The sequence below is a fragment of the Pseudoalteromonas sp. S1609 genome, from assembly GCF_005887255.1.
Lineage (GTDB): Bacteria > Pseudomonadota > Gammaproteobacteria > Enterobacterales > Alteromonadaceae > Pseudoalteromonas.
This window is the reverse complement of sequence record NZ_PNDJ01000005.1, coordinates 34660-52981: the sequence shown is the minus strand read 5'-3', so window position 1 is coordinate 52981 and position 18322 is coordinate 34660. Positions and strand designations below refer to the sequence as shown.

Below are 18322 nucleotides of genomic sequence, written 5' to 3'. Positions count from 1 at the left end.
TGTTATGTTACATTATACGGCTTTGGTTACTATGACATTACCAGAATTCAATTAAAGAAACCCGTTACAGCAATGTAACGGGTTTTTTGCTGTTTGGGGTTTAGTAAATATCTAAGAGCCCATGCCAAACTCAGTAGCCAAAAAAAACAGCTCGAAGGCGAGCCCCGCACAAGGCCGTCCCGACACAATGATAGTGTTGTAGCATTTGCTATGTGACTTTCTACCGCTGTGGGCACCATGACATTGCCAGGATCCAATTAAAGAAACCCGTTACAGCAATGTAATGGGTTTTTTGTTGTCTGAGATAAAGTAAAACATCAAGCCAAGACCATATATGGAACTCAGCAGTGCCTGCTCTTGCACATCCTTTGCTCCACGCGATTCGTATTCCTATACATCAAACAAAAAAATTTAAAGATAAATTACTTAATATCTTAAAAAGAGACTGCCCGCTAATCCCACCATGTATATGCTTCCTATCATATTACTAATAACATATAGACTTAACATTCCCATGCAGTTATGGATCTGACGTGTTAAAATTTAGTTTTAGATTTCGTATTATTGAGGTGTCGATTGCCAACGAGTGATTACCAACGAGTGTTAAATGAGATAACTCAAGAGGTTAAGCCTTTACTAACGCAGGGTAAAGTTGCCGATTATATACCGGCATTGGCAGAGGTTTCTCCTGAGCAGTTCTCTATTGCTATTTATACTACGGAAGGAGAAATTTTCTGCGCCGGTGATTGTGAGCAACGTTTCACAATTCAATCTGTATCTAAAGTAATGACTCTGACATTAGCTTTGCAACGCTATGGCGATGAATTATGGAATAGAGTTGGCAAAGAGCCTTCAGGTACAGCGTTTAACTCTCTGACACAGCTTGAGTTTGAAAAAGGGATTCCACGTAACCCATTTATTAATGCGGGAGCGATTGTTACCTGTGATGCTTTGTATAGTCGTTTATCAGCTCCAATGCACTCTATGCTTGAAACATTTCGCGATTTATCAGGTAATCGAAGTATTGTAATTGATAAGCAAGTGGCTAACTCAGAATATGAGTTTCGGCATAGAAATGCGGCAATGGCACATTTAATGAAATCATTCGGTAACTTTGAAAATGAAGTAGATGATGTCCTTTGGTCGTATTTTAATTTTTGTGCCATAGAACTTAATTGTATTGAACTTGCTAAGGCGTACAATTTTTTAGCCAATAAAGGGATGGATTACAGCTCAAACAAACGAGTACTTTCTAGTCGTCAAAACAAGCAATTAAATTCGTTGTTATTTACCAGTGGGTTATATGACGCAGCAGGTGACTTTGGTTATCGTGTAGGCATGCCTGGTAAATCGGGTGTTTCTGGTACAATATTAGCGGTGTTACCGAATAGATTTACAGTGGCAGTCTATTCACCAGGATTAAACTCTTTTGGTAACTCAGTGGCGGGAATAGCAGCATTAGAGCTGCTATCTAAAAAGCTTGATATATCTATATTTTAGCTTTGTTTAGCGTAATGGGATCTTATTGATCCCAATACACTTGTTCTAAACAATCTTCGCGCTCAGGCAAACCACGAGATAAGCGAGGAGAGTGCTGTACAAGTACTTCAAAGCTTGCACGGTTAGCATATTTGCTAATTTGTGCGAGCGAAGAGTAGGTAATGGCTTGTTGCTGATGCTTTGCTGAATTAGCAACATTCAACTTATGATAAACATTCGCTGATAAGTCATGTAAAACCGCGGCTAAAGCACAGTCACCGGCACCATTGGTATTTTTAATCGAGTCAGGCCCGCCCATAAACGGCGCTGTATGGCTATATGCCTTTATAGGGTTTTCACAGTCAACTTTACGCATTGCACGTGAAAATTCATAACGATTAAAATCTGGTATGGCACCCGGTAATAATGGATACTCTGTTTCACGTTTGCAGCTGTCGTCAACAAAACCAGCCATAAATAAGCCTTTTTCACCGGCTGTACAAATAACTAAGTCAACCCAATCTAATGCTTTGTCAGCAGCAAGAAGTGGATCTTCATATCCAGTAATTGCTTGGCCTTCTTCTTCGTTCATAGCAAGTATATCAACATGCTTTTCTACAAAGTTAGCCCACCATGTCGGGTCCTGCTCGATAAGAAACTTAGTCCCCAGTGTTAATACCACGGGTACATTTGCATCGTTAGCATACTTGATTGCTTGCATAGTCGCTTCGGTCATGGTTTCATCACCTTGAGTACGCATTAAATAAGCACTGATGACTAATGCTGATGAGCCTTCTATTAGCTCTTTATCAATTGACTCTGGCTTTAGGTAATTCATCAGGCCAGCACTAATAGCAAACGTGCGCTCACCTGTTTCATCAATCAAGGTAAAGCAACGGCCAATAGGACCATCGACTGGTTGTAAGTAGTCTAAATCTACACGACTTGAGTTATTACATAAAAATCTATAAGCATAACTGCCTATTTTTATATTTTCGCTCATTACGCCTAATAGTACCGAACGATCATCAGCAAGTACGGAATAGTTGTGCATTGTGTTGCCAACGGTTCCTCCTGCGAATTCGTAATCGACCATATCGTTTAGTTTTAAGCGATCGTATAAAGCATTAGTGATGTCATTATCTATAACTTGCGACATCCCTCGGCGCAATTGAAATTCATCGAGAAAAGCTTGGTCAACCTTAGCTTCTATATCAACAACGATTTGATCGATCCCCGTAACATAGCTGCGGTGTAATCGTTCTGTGGCGTTAAGTTGATTGGTCAGTGGATCTTTGGCTTCCACTGGGAAATAATGTTTATGCCTGCGGCGTCCAGGAAATTTCATTTGCTACCCGTGTTGTGAGCTAAATAAAAAAAGCGAGAGATTATAGCGTAAATCCCGCCTTATGGGCCATGGTAAACCACTTAAATTTGTTTTATTTTTGCAATAAAGTGATCAATTACGCATTTTTTTACGCTAAGTTGGTATAATTACGGCATAAAAAATAGTTAAGTAATAATCATGACAGAGCCATTTGACGACCAATATTGGATGGAACAAGCCCTTGTGTATGCAAAACAAGCAGAGCAACTCGATGAGATACCTGTAGGCGCCATTATTGTCAAAAATAATCAGCTTATAAGCGCGGGTTATAATCGCTCAATTACCGATAATGATCCGTCGGCTCATGCTGAGATGATAGCGGTAAGAGAAGCCGGCAAAGTGCTTAATAACTATCGCTTAATTGATTGCACTTTGTATGTTACGTTAGAGCCGTGCTCTATGTGTGCAGGTTTATTGGTGCACAGCCGAATTAAACGCTTAGTATTTGGTGCTGCCGATGCTAAAACGGGTTCTGCTGGTTCAATTATGAACTTGTTGCAAGAACCTCGTTTAAACCATCAGGTAGAAATAACGGGTGGGGTTTTAGAGACACAATGTGCAGAGACTATTTCTAGTTTTTTTAAGCGTCGCCGATCACAAATAAAAGCAGCAAAGCTAGCCGCTCGCAACCTTAACAGAGATTAGTCTGCAGCTGCTATTAAGGCGTCTAGCTCAGCCATTTGCTGCATAGCGAACATGCGGCGACGCCAGATAACCTTTTTATGCAAATTTCTTAACATCACTCGACGGCGAGTCGCAGTTGAGTGCTTTATACAACGTTTAAGTTGATGTGTACGTCTACGTTTAAGCATGACTTGTCCTTATGTGCTTGGTGATGACACAAATTTTAATACAATTGAGCCAGATTATTGAATAATTGATTGCAAGTAAACAACTATTTGCTTTTCTGACATGTAGCTAATATAGCGCGAAATTTTCAGAATGCATTTATTTTTCTTTTTCTGCTTCACCAGTGATACGTTGATTTGCATCATTTGGTTTAATGCTTTGATCTTTAGTTTCTTTTTCGGTTGTTGGCGGTGTAGTTGCCATTGCATTATTTTCATCAAGCCAAACTAGCGCATCGTAATAGCGACGAATATTATCAACATAAGTCACTGCAACATCACCGCGAGCATAGCCATAGCGGGTATTACGGTAGTGACGTTTTTTTACTAGTAATGGTAAGCGCTTTTTAACATCAGCCCATTTATCAGGGCTAGCTCCTTGTTGTTCGGTAATTATGCGGGCATCATTGACGTGGCCCCAACCAACATTATAAGCGGCAAGTGCGAGCCAAGTACGATCAGGCTGCGGGATTCTATCTGGTATACGTTTGATTAATTTAGCTAAGTATTGAGCACCGCCACGTATGTTTTGTTCTGGCTCCAAGCGATTAGTAACACCGACTTGTTTTGCTGTGCGCCTTGTTAGCATCATAATGCCGCGCACCCCTGTTGGCGATTTAGCTCGTGGGTTCCACATCGACTCTTGATAACTCAATGCAGCAAGTAAGCGCCAATCAAGGCTACCCGCATATTGTATAAACCAAGGCTGATATTTAGGCAGTGTTTCTTTTATTGCATCTATATAGGCTAAGGTATTAACGTAATTAAACTGACGGACATGGCCAAAATACTTCTCTTCAAGCACATAAAGTTGATTATTTTGTTTTGCTTCACCGAAAAAAGGAACTAGTAATGCGTACAAAGAGTCATCATTCGACTTTTTGAGTATCCATGCAATTGAATCATTACGGGTAACTGAAAAGCCAATACTCAAGTTAGGGTGATAGCGCCTAAACAACGCTAATGTATGAGAATCTGCCAAGGTGTAATCTATTTCACCATCAATAACGGCTTGTAATAACTCTTCCTCATCAAATTCTTCGGTTTCATTCCAAGTTAAATCTGGGTTGGTTTGTTGTATTTCTTCTAATGTGAGCGAGTGACTACTTTTAGCAATAACAGTGAAGTTACCAGTTAAATCATCAAAATCTCTAGGGCGTTCACGGCCTTGTTTAAATACTAATTTTTGACTAATTGTTCTGTAAGTTGGGCCATAGCGGTAACGTTTGGCGCGCGCCTTGTTAAAAGTAAGTCCAGAGGCAATTAAATCGAGATCGCCACTATCTAAGCGCGCAAACATATCGGATAAATTAAAAAAGGGCACAATTTCAAGCTCTACCCCAAGGTAATCGGCGAATGCTTGAGACAGTTCAAATTCAAACCCTTGTTCACCTTGAACAGCTTGATAGTAATTACTTGCGCTGGCGAGTGTACCCACACGAATTTTATTTTCTGATTTAATTTGGGCAAGCTGTGTTGACTGCTCTTGTGTATTACAGGCACACAAAAGGATGACTAACGTAATAATTGTTATTAGCTTTATCTTCAACATATTCGCCTCTTTAGCATCGTATCTCCTGTTATAACAAAACTTACTGATTACGTCACTTACCGTTTAATCGCAGTAAGTAAAAAATAGGTGTAAACAAAAAGAAAAAGTTAATTTAATGAAAAGCGCATTTTTGAGTTAAATCTGGGAGTAATTTGGACTATAATACGCGCCTAAAATATCGTTCAATCCCTAACCCCGGGTGAAATTACTTATGTTGATCCTTCGTGGTGCACCAGCACTTTCAGAGTTCAGAGTTAATAAAATTTTAGCGCGTTGCCAACAATCGCAACTTCCTGTCACCAATGTATATGCCGAATACGCTCACTTTGCCGATTTAACATCGCCATTAGACACTGATGAGCAAACCAAACTTGAAAAGTTATTAACCTATGGACCAACAATTGCTGAGCATACGCCAGCGGGTCAGTTGGTATTAGTAACGCCTCGACCTGGTACTATTTCGCCATGGGCTTCAAAAGCGACTGATATCGCTCATAACTGTGGGCTTAAACAAGTTCACAGGGTTGAACGTGGTATTGCTTACTATGTTGAAGGTGATTTAAGTACAGAGCAGCTTACACACGTTATTGCGCTTCTTCATGACCGTATGACTGAAGCTACTCATAGTAAATTAGAAGATGCAGCGCAGTTATTTCGCAGTGATGCACCTCGCCAAATGTCATCAGTTGATATTTTAGGTGGCGGCCGCGAAGCATTAGCCGTAGCCAATATAGAGCAAGGGTTTGCACTTGCTGATGATGAAATTGACTACTTAGTGGAAAACTTCATCAAGTTAGGGCGCAATCCTAACGACATCGAATTATTCATGTTTGCACAAGCAAACTCAGAGCATTGTCGTCATAAAATATTTAATGCTGATTGGACTATCGATGGTATTGAACAGCCAAAGTCGCTGTTTAAAATGATTAAAAATACCTTTGAGCATAACCCTGAAAATGTACTGTCTGCTTATAAAGATAACGCAGCCGTAATGAAAGGCTCAAAGGCGGGTCGCTTCTTCCCGAATGCGCAAGGTGAATATGCGTATCATCAAGAAGACATTGAAATATTAATGAAGGTTGAAACCCATAACCACCCAACGGCAATTGCGCCCTTTTCTGGTGCGGCAACAGGGTCGGGCGGTGAGATTCGCGATGAAGGTGCAACTGGCCGTGGTTCAAAACCAAAAGCCGGATTAGTGGGCTTTACTGTATCTAACTTACGTATTCCTGGTTTTGAACAACCTTGGGAAAGTGATTTTGGTAAGCCAGGGCGCATAGTGAATGCCCTTGATATTATGACTGAAGGCCCATTAGGTGGTGCTGCGTTTAATAATGAGTTTGGCCGTCCTAATCTTTTAGGTTATTTCCGTACATACGAAGAAAAAGTAACGAGTCACAATGGTGAAGAGGTACGTGGTTACCACAAGCCAATTATGCTTGCCGGTGGTTTAGGTAATATTCGTGCTGATCATGTTCAAAAAGGCGATATTCCAGTAGGCGCAAAACTGATTGCGCTTGGCGGCCCTGCAATGAACATTGGTTTAGGCGGTGGTGCTGCATCTAGCATGGCATCGGGTCAATCAAACGAAGATTTAGATTTTGCTTCTGTTCAACGTGAAAACCCAGAAATGGAACGTCGTTGTCAAGAAGTAATCGACAAATGTTGGCAGCTAGGTGATGCAAATCCTATTGCGTTTATACATGATGTGGGCGCTGGTGGTTTATCAAATGCATTCCCTGAGCTTGTAGATGATGGTGGCCGTGGTGGTAAATTCCAACTGCGTGACATCCCTAATGATGAGCCGGGCATGGCACCACACGAAATTTGGTGTAATGAATCGCAAGAGCGATATGTGCTTGCTGTGGGCGTTGAAGACTTTGCACGCTTTGAAGCAATTTGTAAGCGTGAGCGCGCACAATATGCAGTTATTGGTGAAGCAACAGAAGAGCGTCATTTAACGGTTGCAGATAGTCATTTTGATAACAGCCCTGTAGATTTACCATTGGATGTATTACTAGGTAAAGCACCTAAAATGCATCGTGATGTTACGTCGCAACAAGTAGTCGGTACTGCATTAAATGTAGAGGCAATTAATCCTGCGGATGCAGCGCAGCGTTTATTACGTTTACCAACCATTGCAGAAAAAACCTTCCTGATTACTATTGGCGATCGCTCTGTAACTGGTTTAGTAGCGCGCGATCAAATGGTAGGCCCATGGCAAGTGCCTGTGGCTAACTGTGCAGTTACCGCAGCAACTTACGATACCTACCACGGTGAAGCTATGTCACTAGGTGAACGTACTCCAGCGGCATTACTTAATTATGGCGCCTCTGCACGTTTGGCTGTGGCCGAGTCTCTTACAAATATTGCTGGTACTAATATTGGTAGTCTTGAGAACATTAAGCTATCTGCTAACTGGATGGCGGCTGCAGGTCACCCTGGTGAAGACGCAGGTTTATATGAAGCGGTAAAAGCTGTTGGTGAAGAGTTATGTCCAGCACTTGGGTTAACAATCCCAGTAGGTAAAGACTCGATGTCGATGAAAACGACATGGAAAAATGAAGATGATACAACTGAGCAATCAGTAACATCGCCTTTATCACTGATTATTACAGCCTTTGGCCGTGTTGACGATGTACGTAAAACGGTGACTCCACAGCTGCGCACTGATAAGGGCGACACTTCGCTTATTTTAGTTGATTTAGGTGCGGGTAAAAACCGTATGGGCGCATCAAGCCTTGCACAAGTTTATAAGCAGCTTGGTGATGTTACTCCTGATGTAGACAGCCCTGAGTTACTAAAAGGCTTTTATAATGCTATGCAGGCGCTAGTGGCTGATAGCAAGTTACTTGCGTATCACGACCGTTCAGACGGTGGCTTGTTTACTACTATTGCTGAAATGGCGTTTACCGGACATACCGGTGTAACCGTAGATTTAGCGACTTTGACTGGCTCGGATATTGAAGCGCTTTATAACGAAGAGTTAGGTGCTGTAATTCAAGTAGCAAACAGTGATTTAGATGCTGTAAAAGCTGTATTTGAGCAGCATGGTGTTGCCGCAATTAGCCATGTGATTGGCTCGCTTAATAATGACGATAACATTGTATTTAATCGTGGTGAGCAAACAGTACTTAATCATACGCGTACTGAGCTTCGTACAATTTGGGCCGAAACAACCTATCAGATGCAAGCGCGTCGTGATAACCCTGAGTGTGCTAAGCAAGAATTTGACGCTAAATTTGATGCAAAAGACCCAGGCTTAAACGTTAAACTTAACTTTGACTTAAACGAAGATATAGCTGCACCGTACATTGCGACAGGTGCTAAGCCACAAATGGCTATTTTACGTGAGCAAGGCGTTAACTCGCACCTAGAAATGGCTGCTGCGTTTAACCGTGCTGGTTTTGCTGCGGTAGATGTTCACATGAGTGATATTTTAGAAGGTCGTTTAACGCTTGAACAGTTTAAAGGTTTAGTGGCGTGTGGTGGCTTCTCTTACGGTGACGTATTAGGCGCTGGTGAAGGCTGGGCTAAGTCAATATTGTTTAACGATATGGCACGCGATCAGTTCCAAAGCTTCTTCCATCGTGAAGATACCTTTAGCTTAGGTGTATGTAACGGTTGTCAGATGCTATCAACATTAAAAGAGTTGATTCCAGGTACTGAACATTGGCCGCGCTTTGTAACTAATAAGTCAGAGCGTTTTGAAGCACGCTTTAGTCTGGTTGAAATTCAAGAAAACCCATCGGTGTTCTTTAATGGGATGGCAGGTTCACGTATGCCAATTGCAGTTTCTCATGGTGAAGGTCATGCAGAATTTGCAAACGATGCGGCAACTAAGGCTGCACTTGCAAGCGGCACCGTAGCGGTTAAGTTTGTTGATAACTACGGTAATCCAACAACACAGTACCCAGCAAACCCGAATGGTTCACCTGAGGGGATCACGGGTATTACATCAACAGATGGTCGTGCAACTGTAATGATGCCACACCCTGAACGTGTATTCCGTGCGGTTGCTAACTCTTGGCACCCAGATGAGTGGGCTGAGGATAGCCCATGGATGCGTATGTTTAGAAATGCGCGTAAAAATGTAGGTTAATATACACGCTAGATTCATGATCTAGATGTAAGATAAAAAGGCTGCCTTGTGCAGCCTTTTTTGTTTAGACTGTTCAAGGTTCAAGGTTCAAGGTTCAAGGTTCAAGGTTCAAGGTTCAAATTAAGGATAGTATGATCAAACGCATCGCATGGGGAATCGTGTTTTTATTTCTGAGTGTTCTAACACTGGGTTATGTATTTCGTATGCCTATAACTCAATGGGCTATAGCGCCATCTTTGAGCCAATCTGGCGTTGAACTACATTGTTTAGATTGGTCACTAAATGCAAATATTAGCTTAAACGTAAACCGGTTATGTTTGACTTACCAAGGCCATCAAATTGAGCTTGGTGGCATTGTGGCTGATACAAAAAAAATAACTGTTGGCCGCGCTAATCTTCGTTTAAATGATAGCGAGAGTGTCTCAACAAGTAATAACTCCTTCAAAAAGCTGGCACTTAGTTTACCCAAAGAGCGGCCGAAAATTGATATCAAAAGATTGTTAATTACCCACCCACAACTTCATGATGAATTAGTGGTTAGCATTGGTGAAGAGAAGCTAAATACATTTGTGATTTCAGGTGATGCAATCGCAGAGGTAACAGTCAGCAATCATAAAATTACTGGTCACTTTAAGTTAGTTGATGGATTACTAACAAAGCTAAAGCCGATACCCGCGCTTTCATTAAACAGTGGGCATGAGTTCACCTTTGATGGGTTATCCGTTGATATAAAATCAAACATAGATGCTGAGTTTACACAGCAATTTAGTAAATGCCCAGTAACGCTAAAGGCTTTTGGTGATATGAATATTTACTATCACTTTAACGATAAAAAAGCCTTGTTAAATACACAGCAATTAACCAGCTTGGTAACGTTTGATAGTGATTGTTTGGCACTTATAAACAATCAATCACAGCGTGAATTTGTAGCCAAGCAGCTGCCGTTAAAATGGCAATTGATGCTCAGTGATACGGCAAAGTTTGAAAACGGACAACTTGTTATACCGTCAATGCTATTAAACACTAAAAATAGTGAAACGAAGCTGAGCCTGAAAAACCTAGCAATTAATGTTCAGCAGCCGTTAGAGTATGCCAAAGGCAATATTAAGTTATTGTTTATCAGCGAAGGTATTGAGCATATAGAAATAGATGCAGCTTTAAATAACTTGGCTGTGAATGGCAACTACCAATTAAACGTCGATGAGCTGCCTGGTTTTTTACCTGTATCAGCTAAAAAGGTAGCAAGCACTGGCCTATTTCAAATAGAGAATGTTTTACAGCGTCAGCAAAATGCGAAAATAACCAGCGAGATTGGTTTTGCTGAGCTTAGTTTTGATAAATTAACAGTAAAGGGCTACAAGGCACAGTTTACGACTGAGATTGACGATAAACAAAATATCAACGCAAGCTTGGATAGCCATTTACGCTCAGTGGCTTATGAGCAATACCAAGTGCGTGGTGTAAATAATCAATTATCAGCATCTTCTAGTTTGGCTGTTGGCGAATTATTTGTCGATTTAAACAGTGAAACTAAACTTACCCAACTTAACAGTGATCTTTTAAACCTAAGTAATATTCGCATAAGCTCTAAAGGCCTGCAAAGTCGGGCGCTTCAAGCCTCACATCATGTATTTATTGATGGTATTGAGTTGGTAGCCAGTCACCACATATCTGCTGTGGAACACCCATTTGAGATAACAGTTGCAGATCAAGCTGTGACTAAATTTAACCCTGTTTTACAGCAGTTTGAACCATTAGCCACGCTGACCGACGGTAGCTTTAATGGAGTTGTTCGCGGAGATGTTAATTTACAGCAGGCTGAGTTTGCATTTCAAGTCGAACAGGTAAGTGGCTTATACAACGATTATTTAGCTAAGCATTTTAGCAGTCGCTTAACGGGTTCTTATGATTCAGGGCAGCTTAATGTGGCTCCTACTACATTTGAATTAAATGAGTTACGAGCAGGTGCTGTTGTGAGTAACATTGTCGGTAATTTTAGTGTTGAGAACTCTATTGCTCGCGCTGAAGAAATAACTGCTGATGTACTTGGTGGTCGTTTTGCTTTGGATAGCTACAAAGTGACGGAAAAAGCGCAGCAGTCTTTGGTCACATTTGAAAATATTGATGCGAGTAAACTTATTACCTTAGATGATAAATCAGGCATTACACTAACTGGTCGAGTGAATGGCCGCTTACCCGTTTACTTTGATCAACAAGGTATTTCGGTAAAATCCGGTGAATTATCTAACCAAGGAACAGGTAAACTAGTTATTACTGACAATGCAGCTTTTGATGCAGTTAAAGCTCAGCAACAAGAACTGGACCCGATTTTAAGCTTGTTGGAAGATTTAGACATTCAGAGCTTAAACAGTAGTGTTGACTTAAAGCCTGACGGTTGGCTTTATTTAGGTGTAAACTTAAAGGGATACAATAAGGAACAGGCGCAGCAAGTTAACTTTAATTACAACCATGAAGAAAATGTTTTTACACTCTTAAGAGCATTGCGCTTAAGTGATGAAATTACTCAAAAAGTTGAACAAGAGTATTCAACAAAAGGAACTAAAAATGACTAAATGGCTGATAATACTTACAGCACTGGGGTTGCTTAGTGCATGTACGCACCGCGTTGAAGTGGCAGCGAAAGAGCCTATCACCATTAATTTAAATGTGAAGGTTGATCATGAAATTCGCGTAAAAGTTGATAAAGAGCTAGATGACTTATTTAGCGATGACAGTGAGTTATTCTAAGGAGCAATTATGAGTTTATTTAAAAATAAAAAGTTAAACGTGATCACACTTTTAAGTGCCGCTTTATTGTCATTTTCTGCTTGGGCAATTAGTTTAGATGATGCTAAAAACCAAGGGCTTGTGGGTGAAGATAGCTCAGGTTATTTAGGTTTGGTTGTACAAAATGCAGAGGCTAAAGCGGTTGTTGATGAAATTAACGCAAAGCGCAAAGCACAATATTTAAAACTTGCGAAAAAGAACAACCTGTCACTTGCTCAAGTAGAAGCACTAGCGGCGGCAAAAACCATTGAAAAAACCCAAGCAGGGCATTTCGTTGAAGTTAATGGTGAGTGGGTTAAAAAATAACTCTGCGCATTATTAAAAACCAAAAACCGAGCTTATGCGCTCGGTTTTTTGCAATTTTCAAGTAGCTGCTGCCAAAAGTGAACGCCTTTACGGCGAGCTAAGTTGATATTGTGTTCAGGAATTGACTCCGGCTCGTTGTATCCATCTAGTGCCGCGCTCATACTTGCCTCACGTATTAAGTGTAAAGTAGGAAAAGGCGAGCGATTAGTATAATTTGCAGCGTCATCTTCATCACTATCAGCAAAAACATAGTCAGGATGAAAGTTTGCAATTTGGTACTTCCCCTCAAAACCTTGTGCAACTAATAGCGCATTGGCTAAATCAACAAGGTCTAAAAAATCTTCAAAATCAGTAAAGCCATTATCAAGTATTAATAAAGTTGTTTCACGCTGAGGATCACGGTCAAGCTGGGTACATTGTTCAAGCATATCCATAACAGCATCATCAATTTTTGAGGCGTTACTGATGGTGTAGTGAATGCAGTTATTTTCAACTTCTTTACGGGCAAATGGACAAAAATTGTATTTTACAATCACAGCGCTTACCCATTCACGGGTTTGAGATATAGCTAAGTTGGTCACGGTTTTGGCTCTAAATAAGGAGTTATAATAGCAAGCGTTTTGGCAATAGCGCCTTGGTTTTTAGCAACGCACTGAGCTGCTTTACTACCAAGAATATCACACGCTTTGGTGTTTTTAATCAAGCGAAGCAATGCAAGCGCCAGTTCGTCAGTATTTTCAACCTCATGGGCGCCTTTTAGTCTAATAAGTTCAGGGTAAACATGGTTAAAGTTGTAGGTATGAGGGCCGGTAAGTATACCCACTGCAAAAGCTGCAGACTCTAATGGGTTATGGCCACCACGGCGAATTAAACTGCCACCAATAAAGCTAATATTAGCGGCACCATATAGATATTGTAATTCACCTAATGTGTCGGCTAACACAACTTGTTCATTGTTATAATTTTTTTGACTGCGACGACTAAAGCTAAGATTCGAGTGAGTCAGTAGCTCTGCAACTTTATCAAATTGTTCGGGGTGACGTGGCGCAATGATCAGCAAAGCGTCAGGATGTGTTTCTAGTAGTTGCTGGTGGGCTGCTAAAATAAACTCATGCTCTATAGGGTGTGTAGAACCTGCGACCCATATAAAGCGTTCTGCTTTTTTATAATATTGCTTTAAAGAGGCTACTTTATCGAGTTGTGCAGTGGTTGGGGTAATATCAAATTTTATTGATCCCGTTACATGGCTTTTTTTAGCAGGTAGCCCTAATTCAATAAAGCGATTTGCATCGGTTTTGTCGTGACTTGCAAGTGCGGTAATTGATTGCATGATACTGCGAGTTAGCTGGGCCACTTTTTCGTAGCCTTGCTGAGACTTTTCAGATAGACGTGCGTTAACTACCAATACAGGTATATTTTGTTTGTACGCATTAGCCATTAAGTTCGGCCATAGTTCAGTTTCTAAAATACAGAGTAATTGCGGTTTTACTCGTTTTAAAAAGCGAGTGGTGGCCATAGGAAAATCAATTGGTAAATAACTAACAGCAACGCTGTTTTTAAATTGTGCGGTAACTTGCTCTCGTCCTGTTGGAGTATTGCAGGTAATTAAAATATTTAACTGCGGTTGTTCATGTTGTAGGGCTTTAATTAAAGGAGTGGCAGCTAACACCTCGCCCACAGAAGCACAATGAAATACAACCGGTTTGTTGTTATTTGAAAATAAAGCGCGGCTTATGAAGCCAAAACGTTCCTTAAAATAAGCGCGATATCCTGCGTTTTTTTTACCTCTTAATACATATAAATAAAATACGATCAGCGGGCTAATAATAATTAATGCGAGTGAATAAAAAAGGCGTGCCATACTGTGCTTTATGTAAATGAAAGTGACGCTAGTTTAACGTGAAATCGTTTTTATCTAAATACACCAATATAAAATAGCTACTTGAAAAAGGTAACAACGCAAAAACCCTTCTTTATCTGAATAATAACTTTCTGCCCGTGCTTTAATTTAGTTATATAGAGGTGATTTGGCTATAAAATTATGGAATAATGAAATTAATTTTTCCTGCCATTTCAGTTCCAAGAGGAATATCTCATGTCAATTATAGATTCAGTGGCAACTAGCTACCTAGAAAGTTTAAATCGTCACCAAGTATTGTTCGAAACCATGGAGGCGTATCATCAAGAGGTAATGCAGTTGTTAGAAGCATGTCATAGTGCTTTACAGGCTGGTGGTAAGGTTGTTTGGTTTGGTAATGGCGGCAGTGCGGCTGATGCTCAGCATTTGGCTGCAGAGTTTGTGGTACGTTATAAGTTAGAGCGAGGACCGTTAGCGTCTATTGCTCTAACCACAGACACCTCTATTTTAACAGCGCACAGTAATGACTATCATTTTGACACAGTATTTGAACGCCAAGTTCAGGCGCTATGTAAACCTGAAGATATTGTAATTGGCTTAACTACATCGGGCACCAGTAATAATATTAATTTAGCGTTAGAAGCCGCTAATAAAATAGGAGCATTCACTGTTGCATTTACAGGTCGCGATGGAGGTAAAGTAAAAGACATCGCCAAGTTACCTATTATTATTAAAAATGATGAAACAGCCCGTATTCAAGAGGCGCACATGTTTATTGGCCATTGGCTGTGTGAAGCCATGGATATGGTTGTTGCGGAGCAGCAGTAATGGATTTATCGCTATTAAAAAACTTATCAGCAGCGCGTATTTTAGTGGTTGGTGACGTTATGCTCGACCGCTACTGGTATGGTGATTCTGGCCGTATTTCGCCGGAGGCACCAGTACCCGTTGTAAAAGTCAGTAAATTTGAAGACAAAGCCGGTGGTGCCGCAAATGTGGCTAAAAATATAGCCCGACTAGATGGCAAAGTGGGTTTACTTGGCCTAATTGGCGAGGATGAAAGCGGACAAATTTTAGAAAACATTCTAGAAGGTGAAAAAATAAATTCACAGCTTGTGAGTGTATGCGATTTGCCGACTATTTCTAAAATGCGGGTGATCAGTCGTCATCAGCAAGTTGTGCGTTTAGATTTAGAAGAGGCTTTTAATGAGTCTCATAGCCAGTTGTTATTAAATCGATTAGAGCTGGTGCTGAGTGATTACGACTTTATTGTATTTTCTGATTACAACAAGGGCTCACTCGCGCTAATCCAAAAAATGATTTCGGTTGCTAAAGATGCAGGTAAAACCGTGCTTGTTGACCCTAAATCATCTGATTTAGAGTTGTACCGTGGAGCTGATTACATAACCCCTAATTTAAATGAGTTTAAATTAGCGGGTGGTCAGGTTGGTTCAGAAGAGTTGCTTGCTAGCAGCGCGCGTACCCTGATTAGTGATGCGGGTATTAACTCCATGCTACTAACACGCTCAGAACAAGGTATGTCGCTAATTGATGCAACGCAAAAGCATGACTTTGCAGCGCAACAACTCGAAGTAAGTGATGTAACCGGTGCGGGCGATACTGTTATTGCTACATTAGCTGTAATGCTAGGTGCGGGTATGACCGCCAAAGATGCAGTCGAAATTGCAAACTTAGCAGCCGGTATTGCAGTAAGTAAATTGGGAGCGGCTACCGTTTCTCCTGAAGAGTTGAGCCGCAAGTTAGGCCAATACTTACAAGCCACTGGCGAGCATTATCAAACCCCATTTGATGATGTATTACAGCATATTGAATTTGCAAAGCAAAATGGTGAAACCATTGTATTTACTAATGGTTGTTTTGATATTTTGCATGCAGGCCATGTGCGCTATTTAGCGCAAGCTAAAGCGCGTGGTGATAGATTAGTGGTTGGTTTAAATAACGATGAATCCATTGCCCGTTTAAAAGGCCCTGAGCGCCCAATTAACCCATTAGATGAGCGTGCTATGGTTTTAAGTGCATTAGCCTCAGTTGATTGGGTTATTCCGTTTGGCAGTGAGGCTGAAAATGACACACCAGCAAAGCTAATTGAGCAAATTAGCCCAGATATTCTTGTTAAAGGTGGTGATTACACTGTTGAGCAAATTGCTGGTGCTGAGCACGTGTTGCGTCATGGCGGAAAGGTAGAAGTGCTTGAGTTTTTAGATGGTTGCTCTACATCAAAAGTGATTAGCAAAATAAAAAGCTAGCTAGTTAGTGAAATAAAAAAGGGGATAAACTTTGGTTTATCCCCTTTTTTAATGCTTGCAAAACTAAAAGTTATATTCGAACTTTGCAAATGCAGACGTATCGTTTTCTGCTCCATCGTTATTAGAGGCAAGTCCACCAAGGGTCAAGCGCCCCCCCATGGCAAGCATTCTGTAACGTACTTCAAGCTGTTTAGAGCTAAATGCTGTTTTGGTAATCGAGTTACCTAAGTCTGGGTTATTTGGGTATCTATCACGGTTGTCGCTGTTGTAGTCTATATCACGTAATTTTACTTGCCAGTCAGTTCCGCTTGAGAGTTGCCCAAGTACGGTTAACACTAGCGATTGCGCATCATTATCATAGGTAGAGCCGATAGGGCGACCATGGTAACGATACCCTGAATTATAAATACTGTGCTCATAGAAGCAGTTTTCAGTTGCTGATGTGGCAGAACACGCTACGCCGGTATCAGTGTATTCTAGGTTAAATAAAATATTCTGATTATAAATACGAGTCGTAGTTTGTATTCCACCAAGATAGCCTCTGTCTACTGGCTTAATGCCGCCACTGGTATCTTCACCAATCGTGCTTGCATATACCGCATAAGGTTGATTAAACAAAGTGTCAGACCAACGAATATCAAAGCCCGCGAGTTGATTACCCAAGCGAGTTATAAGCTCACCATCACAATCATTGGTACCATCAACACATTCACCTCCGCCGGTTATTAAATCAAAAAAATCGCCTGCTGAACTGGGTTGTCCCTTGCCAGCCCATTGTGCTGACCAACTAAAGCCAATTTCTAATTGTTGAATTGGACGAAGATTTAAACGAGTACTCCATAATAATGCATCAGGTACAACTCGGGTTGACTCAAGCTTAGCCATTTGTGCTGTAAAGCTCCACTGACCAATCCAGCTAAGCCAAGGCGTTTCGAACGCGCTACTTTGTTCTCGGCTGAGGCTTATTGCGGGAAGTGGCTTTGAATTACCAGACATAATTAAGCTGTTATCAACACCTGGGCCCCAAAATTGCTCAACGGCACCTGCTCTTACAATCCAATTACCCATACGATAAGCTAAATAGCTGTCATCTAAAGAGGTATCATTACAGTCTGTTAGTACTTGCTCATTTTTGGCTATATCGTCAGTTGTTTTGCCATTGACTAAACAGTTTTTGCCATCACTGCGATGATTAAGCGCAACTTTAGCCGCAAAGTTATGTCCTAGGTAAGCATAAGCTGCTGTTAATTCAGACTCTTGAGTATTTGTTGCCCCAAAGCTAGTAACGGCTAATGGATCTGAGTTGGCGGAAGCTGAAAGTTGTACACTATGAGAGCCACTATTTTCTGACTTATAACGATGTTTCACACGCAATAACGCATCCTGCAGGCGAGGAGATAATTGTTCTAACGTCGTATTATTTACATCATTAATAAAGCTTTTCCACATTAATGGATACGTTGTTACTGGCGCTAAAATAATGCCAGCATCGGCAAGCTGTTGTATATCAGCTCTAAGACCATAGTCATCAGGCTTTACCCAGGGTTCAGCATTCACGGTTGTGGTTACGGCACAAAAAAGTGAAGAGAGTATAAAAATTTTGTTTCGCAAAGCTCAGATCCTTGTGATTTTAATTGCGGCTAAGTCTAGCAATCTACGCCTTTTATTGCAGTAATTAAATCAACTCATTAAACAAAGGTTAGCTAAAAAATATTACTCTGGAACAGATTAAAACA

14 protein-coding genes are annotated in these 18322 nt (G+C 40.9%); 8 read left to right on the top strand and 6 right to left on the bottom strand.

Features of this window, described 5'->3' with window-relative positions; translation table 11 throughout:
* Positions 1-576: 576 nt before the first annotated feature.
* Complete coding sequence (glsB, locus tag CWB76_RS01865; protein ID WP_138605120.1) at positions 577-1500, top strand: glutaminase B; 924 nt, start codon at positions 577-579, stop codon at positions 1498-1500.
* A 22-nt stretch (positions 1501-1522) separates the two neighbouring features.
* Here glsB and CWB76_RS01860 read toward each other — a convergent pair whose 3' ends face one another.
* Positions 1523-2827, bottom strand: a complete 1305-nt coding sequence (locus tag CWB76_RS01860; protein WP_138605119.1) for an inosine/guanosine kinase — start codon at positions 2825-2827, stop codon at positions 1523-1525.
* 177 nt (positions 2828-3004) lie between these two features.
* Between CWB76_RS01860 and tadA the strand changes: the two genes are divergently transcribed.
* Positions 3005-3511 carry a tRNA adenosine(34) deaminase TadA gene (gene tadA, locus CWB76_RS01855; RefSeq protein WP_138605117.1) on the top strand — a complete coding sequence of 169 codons (507 nt, stop codon included), beginning with the start codon at positions 3005-3007 and terminating at the stop codon, positions 3509-3511.
* Here the strand turns inward: tadA and CWB76_RS20015 are convergent.
* Both CWB76_RS20015 and mltF read right to left on the bottom strand, forming a co-directional pair.
* Complete coding sequence (locus tag CWB76_RS20015; RefSeq protein ID WP_008115566.1) at positions 3508-3678, bottom strand: hypothetical protein; 171 nt, start codon at positions 3676-3678, stop codon at positions 3508-3510. The genes tadA and CWB76_RS20015 overlap by 4 nt on opposite strands.
* A gap of 136 nt (positions 3679-3814) precedes the next feature.
* Entirely contained in the window at positions 3815-5266 is a 1452-nt protein-coding gene (mltF, locus tag CWB76_RS01850) for a membrane-bound lytic murein transglycosylase MltF (protein WP_138605116.1), read from the bottom strand.
* Positions 5267-5477: 211 nt separating this feature from the next.
* Between mltF and purL the strand changes: the two genes are divergently transcribed.
* The 4 genes from purL (at position 5478) to CWB76_RS01830 (ending at position 12461) form a co-directional block, all read left to right on the top strand.
* On the top strand, positions 5478-9368 hold the full coding sequence (purL, locus tag CWB76_RS01845) for a phosphoribosylformylglycinamidine synthase (RefSeq protein ID WP_138605114.1): 3891 nt from the start codon (positions 5478-5480) through the stop codon (positions 9366-9368).
* A gap of 131 nt (positions 9369-9499) precedes the next feature.
* Positions 9500-11941: an intermembrane phospholipid transport YdbH family protein gene (locus CWB76_RS01840; RefSeq protein WP_138605113.1), complete on the top strand. Its 2442-nt coding sequence runs from the start codon at positions 9500-9502 to the stop codon at positions 11939-11941.
* Positions 11934-12116 (top strand): YnbE family lipoprotein, encoded by a 183-nt coding sequence (locus CWB76_RS01835; protein WP_008115575.1) that lies wholly within the window; start codon positions 11934-11936, stop codon positions 12114-12116. The genes CWB76_RS01840 and CWB76_RS01835 overlap by 8 nt, the downstream gene beginning before the upstream one ends.
* A 9-nt stretch (positions 12117-12125) precedes the next feature.
* A complete protein-coding gene (locus tag CWB76_RS01830) occupies positions 12126-12461 on the top strand; it encodes a YdbL family probable chaperone protein (protein WP_138605112.1) in 336 nt (111 codons plus the stop codon).
* 32 nt (positions 12462-12493) lie between these two features.
* Here CWB76_RS01830 and CWB76_RS01825 read toward each other — a convergent pair whose 3' ends face one another.
* Both CWB76_RS01825 and waaA read right to left on the bottom strand, forming a co-directional pair.
* A complete protein-coding gene (locus tag CWB76_RS01825) occupies positions 12494-13042 on the bottom strand; it encodes a DUF1415 domain-containing protein (protein ID WP_138605110.1) in 549 nt (182 codons plus the stop codon).
* Positions 13039-14322, bottom strand: coding sequence for a lipid IV(A) 3-deoxy-D-manno-octulosonic acid transferase (gene waaA, locus CWB76_RS01820; RefSeq protein WP_138605108.1), 1284 nt, complete (start codon positions 14320-14322; stop codon positions 13039-13041). Before waaA ends, CWB76_RS01825 begins: the two co-directional genes overlap by 4 nt.
* Positions 14323-14556: 234 nt before the next feature.
* Between waaA and CWB76_RS01815 the strand changes: the two genes are divergently transcribed.
* Both CWB76_RS01815 and hldE read left to right on the top strand, forming a co-directional pair.
* Positions 14557-15147, top strand: coding sequence for a D-sedoheptulose-7-phosphate isomerase (locus CWB76_RS01815; protein WP_008115583.1), 591 nt, complete (start codon positions 14557-14559; stop codon positions 15145-15147).
* A complete protein-coding gene (hldE, locus tag CWB76_RS01810) occupies positions 15147-16586 on the top strand; it encodes a bifunctional D-glycero-beta-D-manno-heptose-7-phosphate kinase/D-glycero-beta-D-manno-heptose 1-phosphate adenylyltransferase HldE (protein ID WP_138605107.1) in 1440 nt (479 codons plus the stop codon). Before CWB76_RS01815 ends, hldE begins: the two co-directional genes overlap by 1 nt.
* A 63-nt stretch (positions 16587-16649) precedes the next feature.
* Here hldE and CWB76_RS01805 read toward each other — a convergent pair whose 3' ends face one another.
* A complete protein-coding gene (locus CWB76_RS01805) occupies positions 16650-18197 on the bottom strand; it encodes a capsule assembly Wzi family protein (RefSeq protein ID WP_138605105.1) in 1548 nt (515 codons plus the stop codon).
* Positions 18198-18322: the final 125 nt, after the last annotated feature.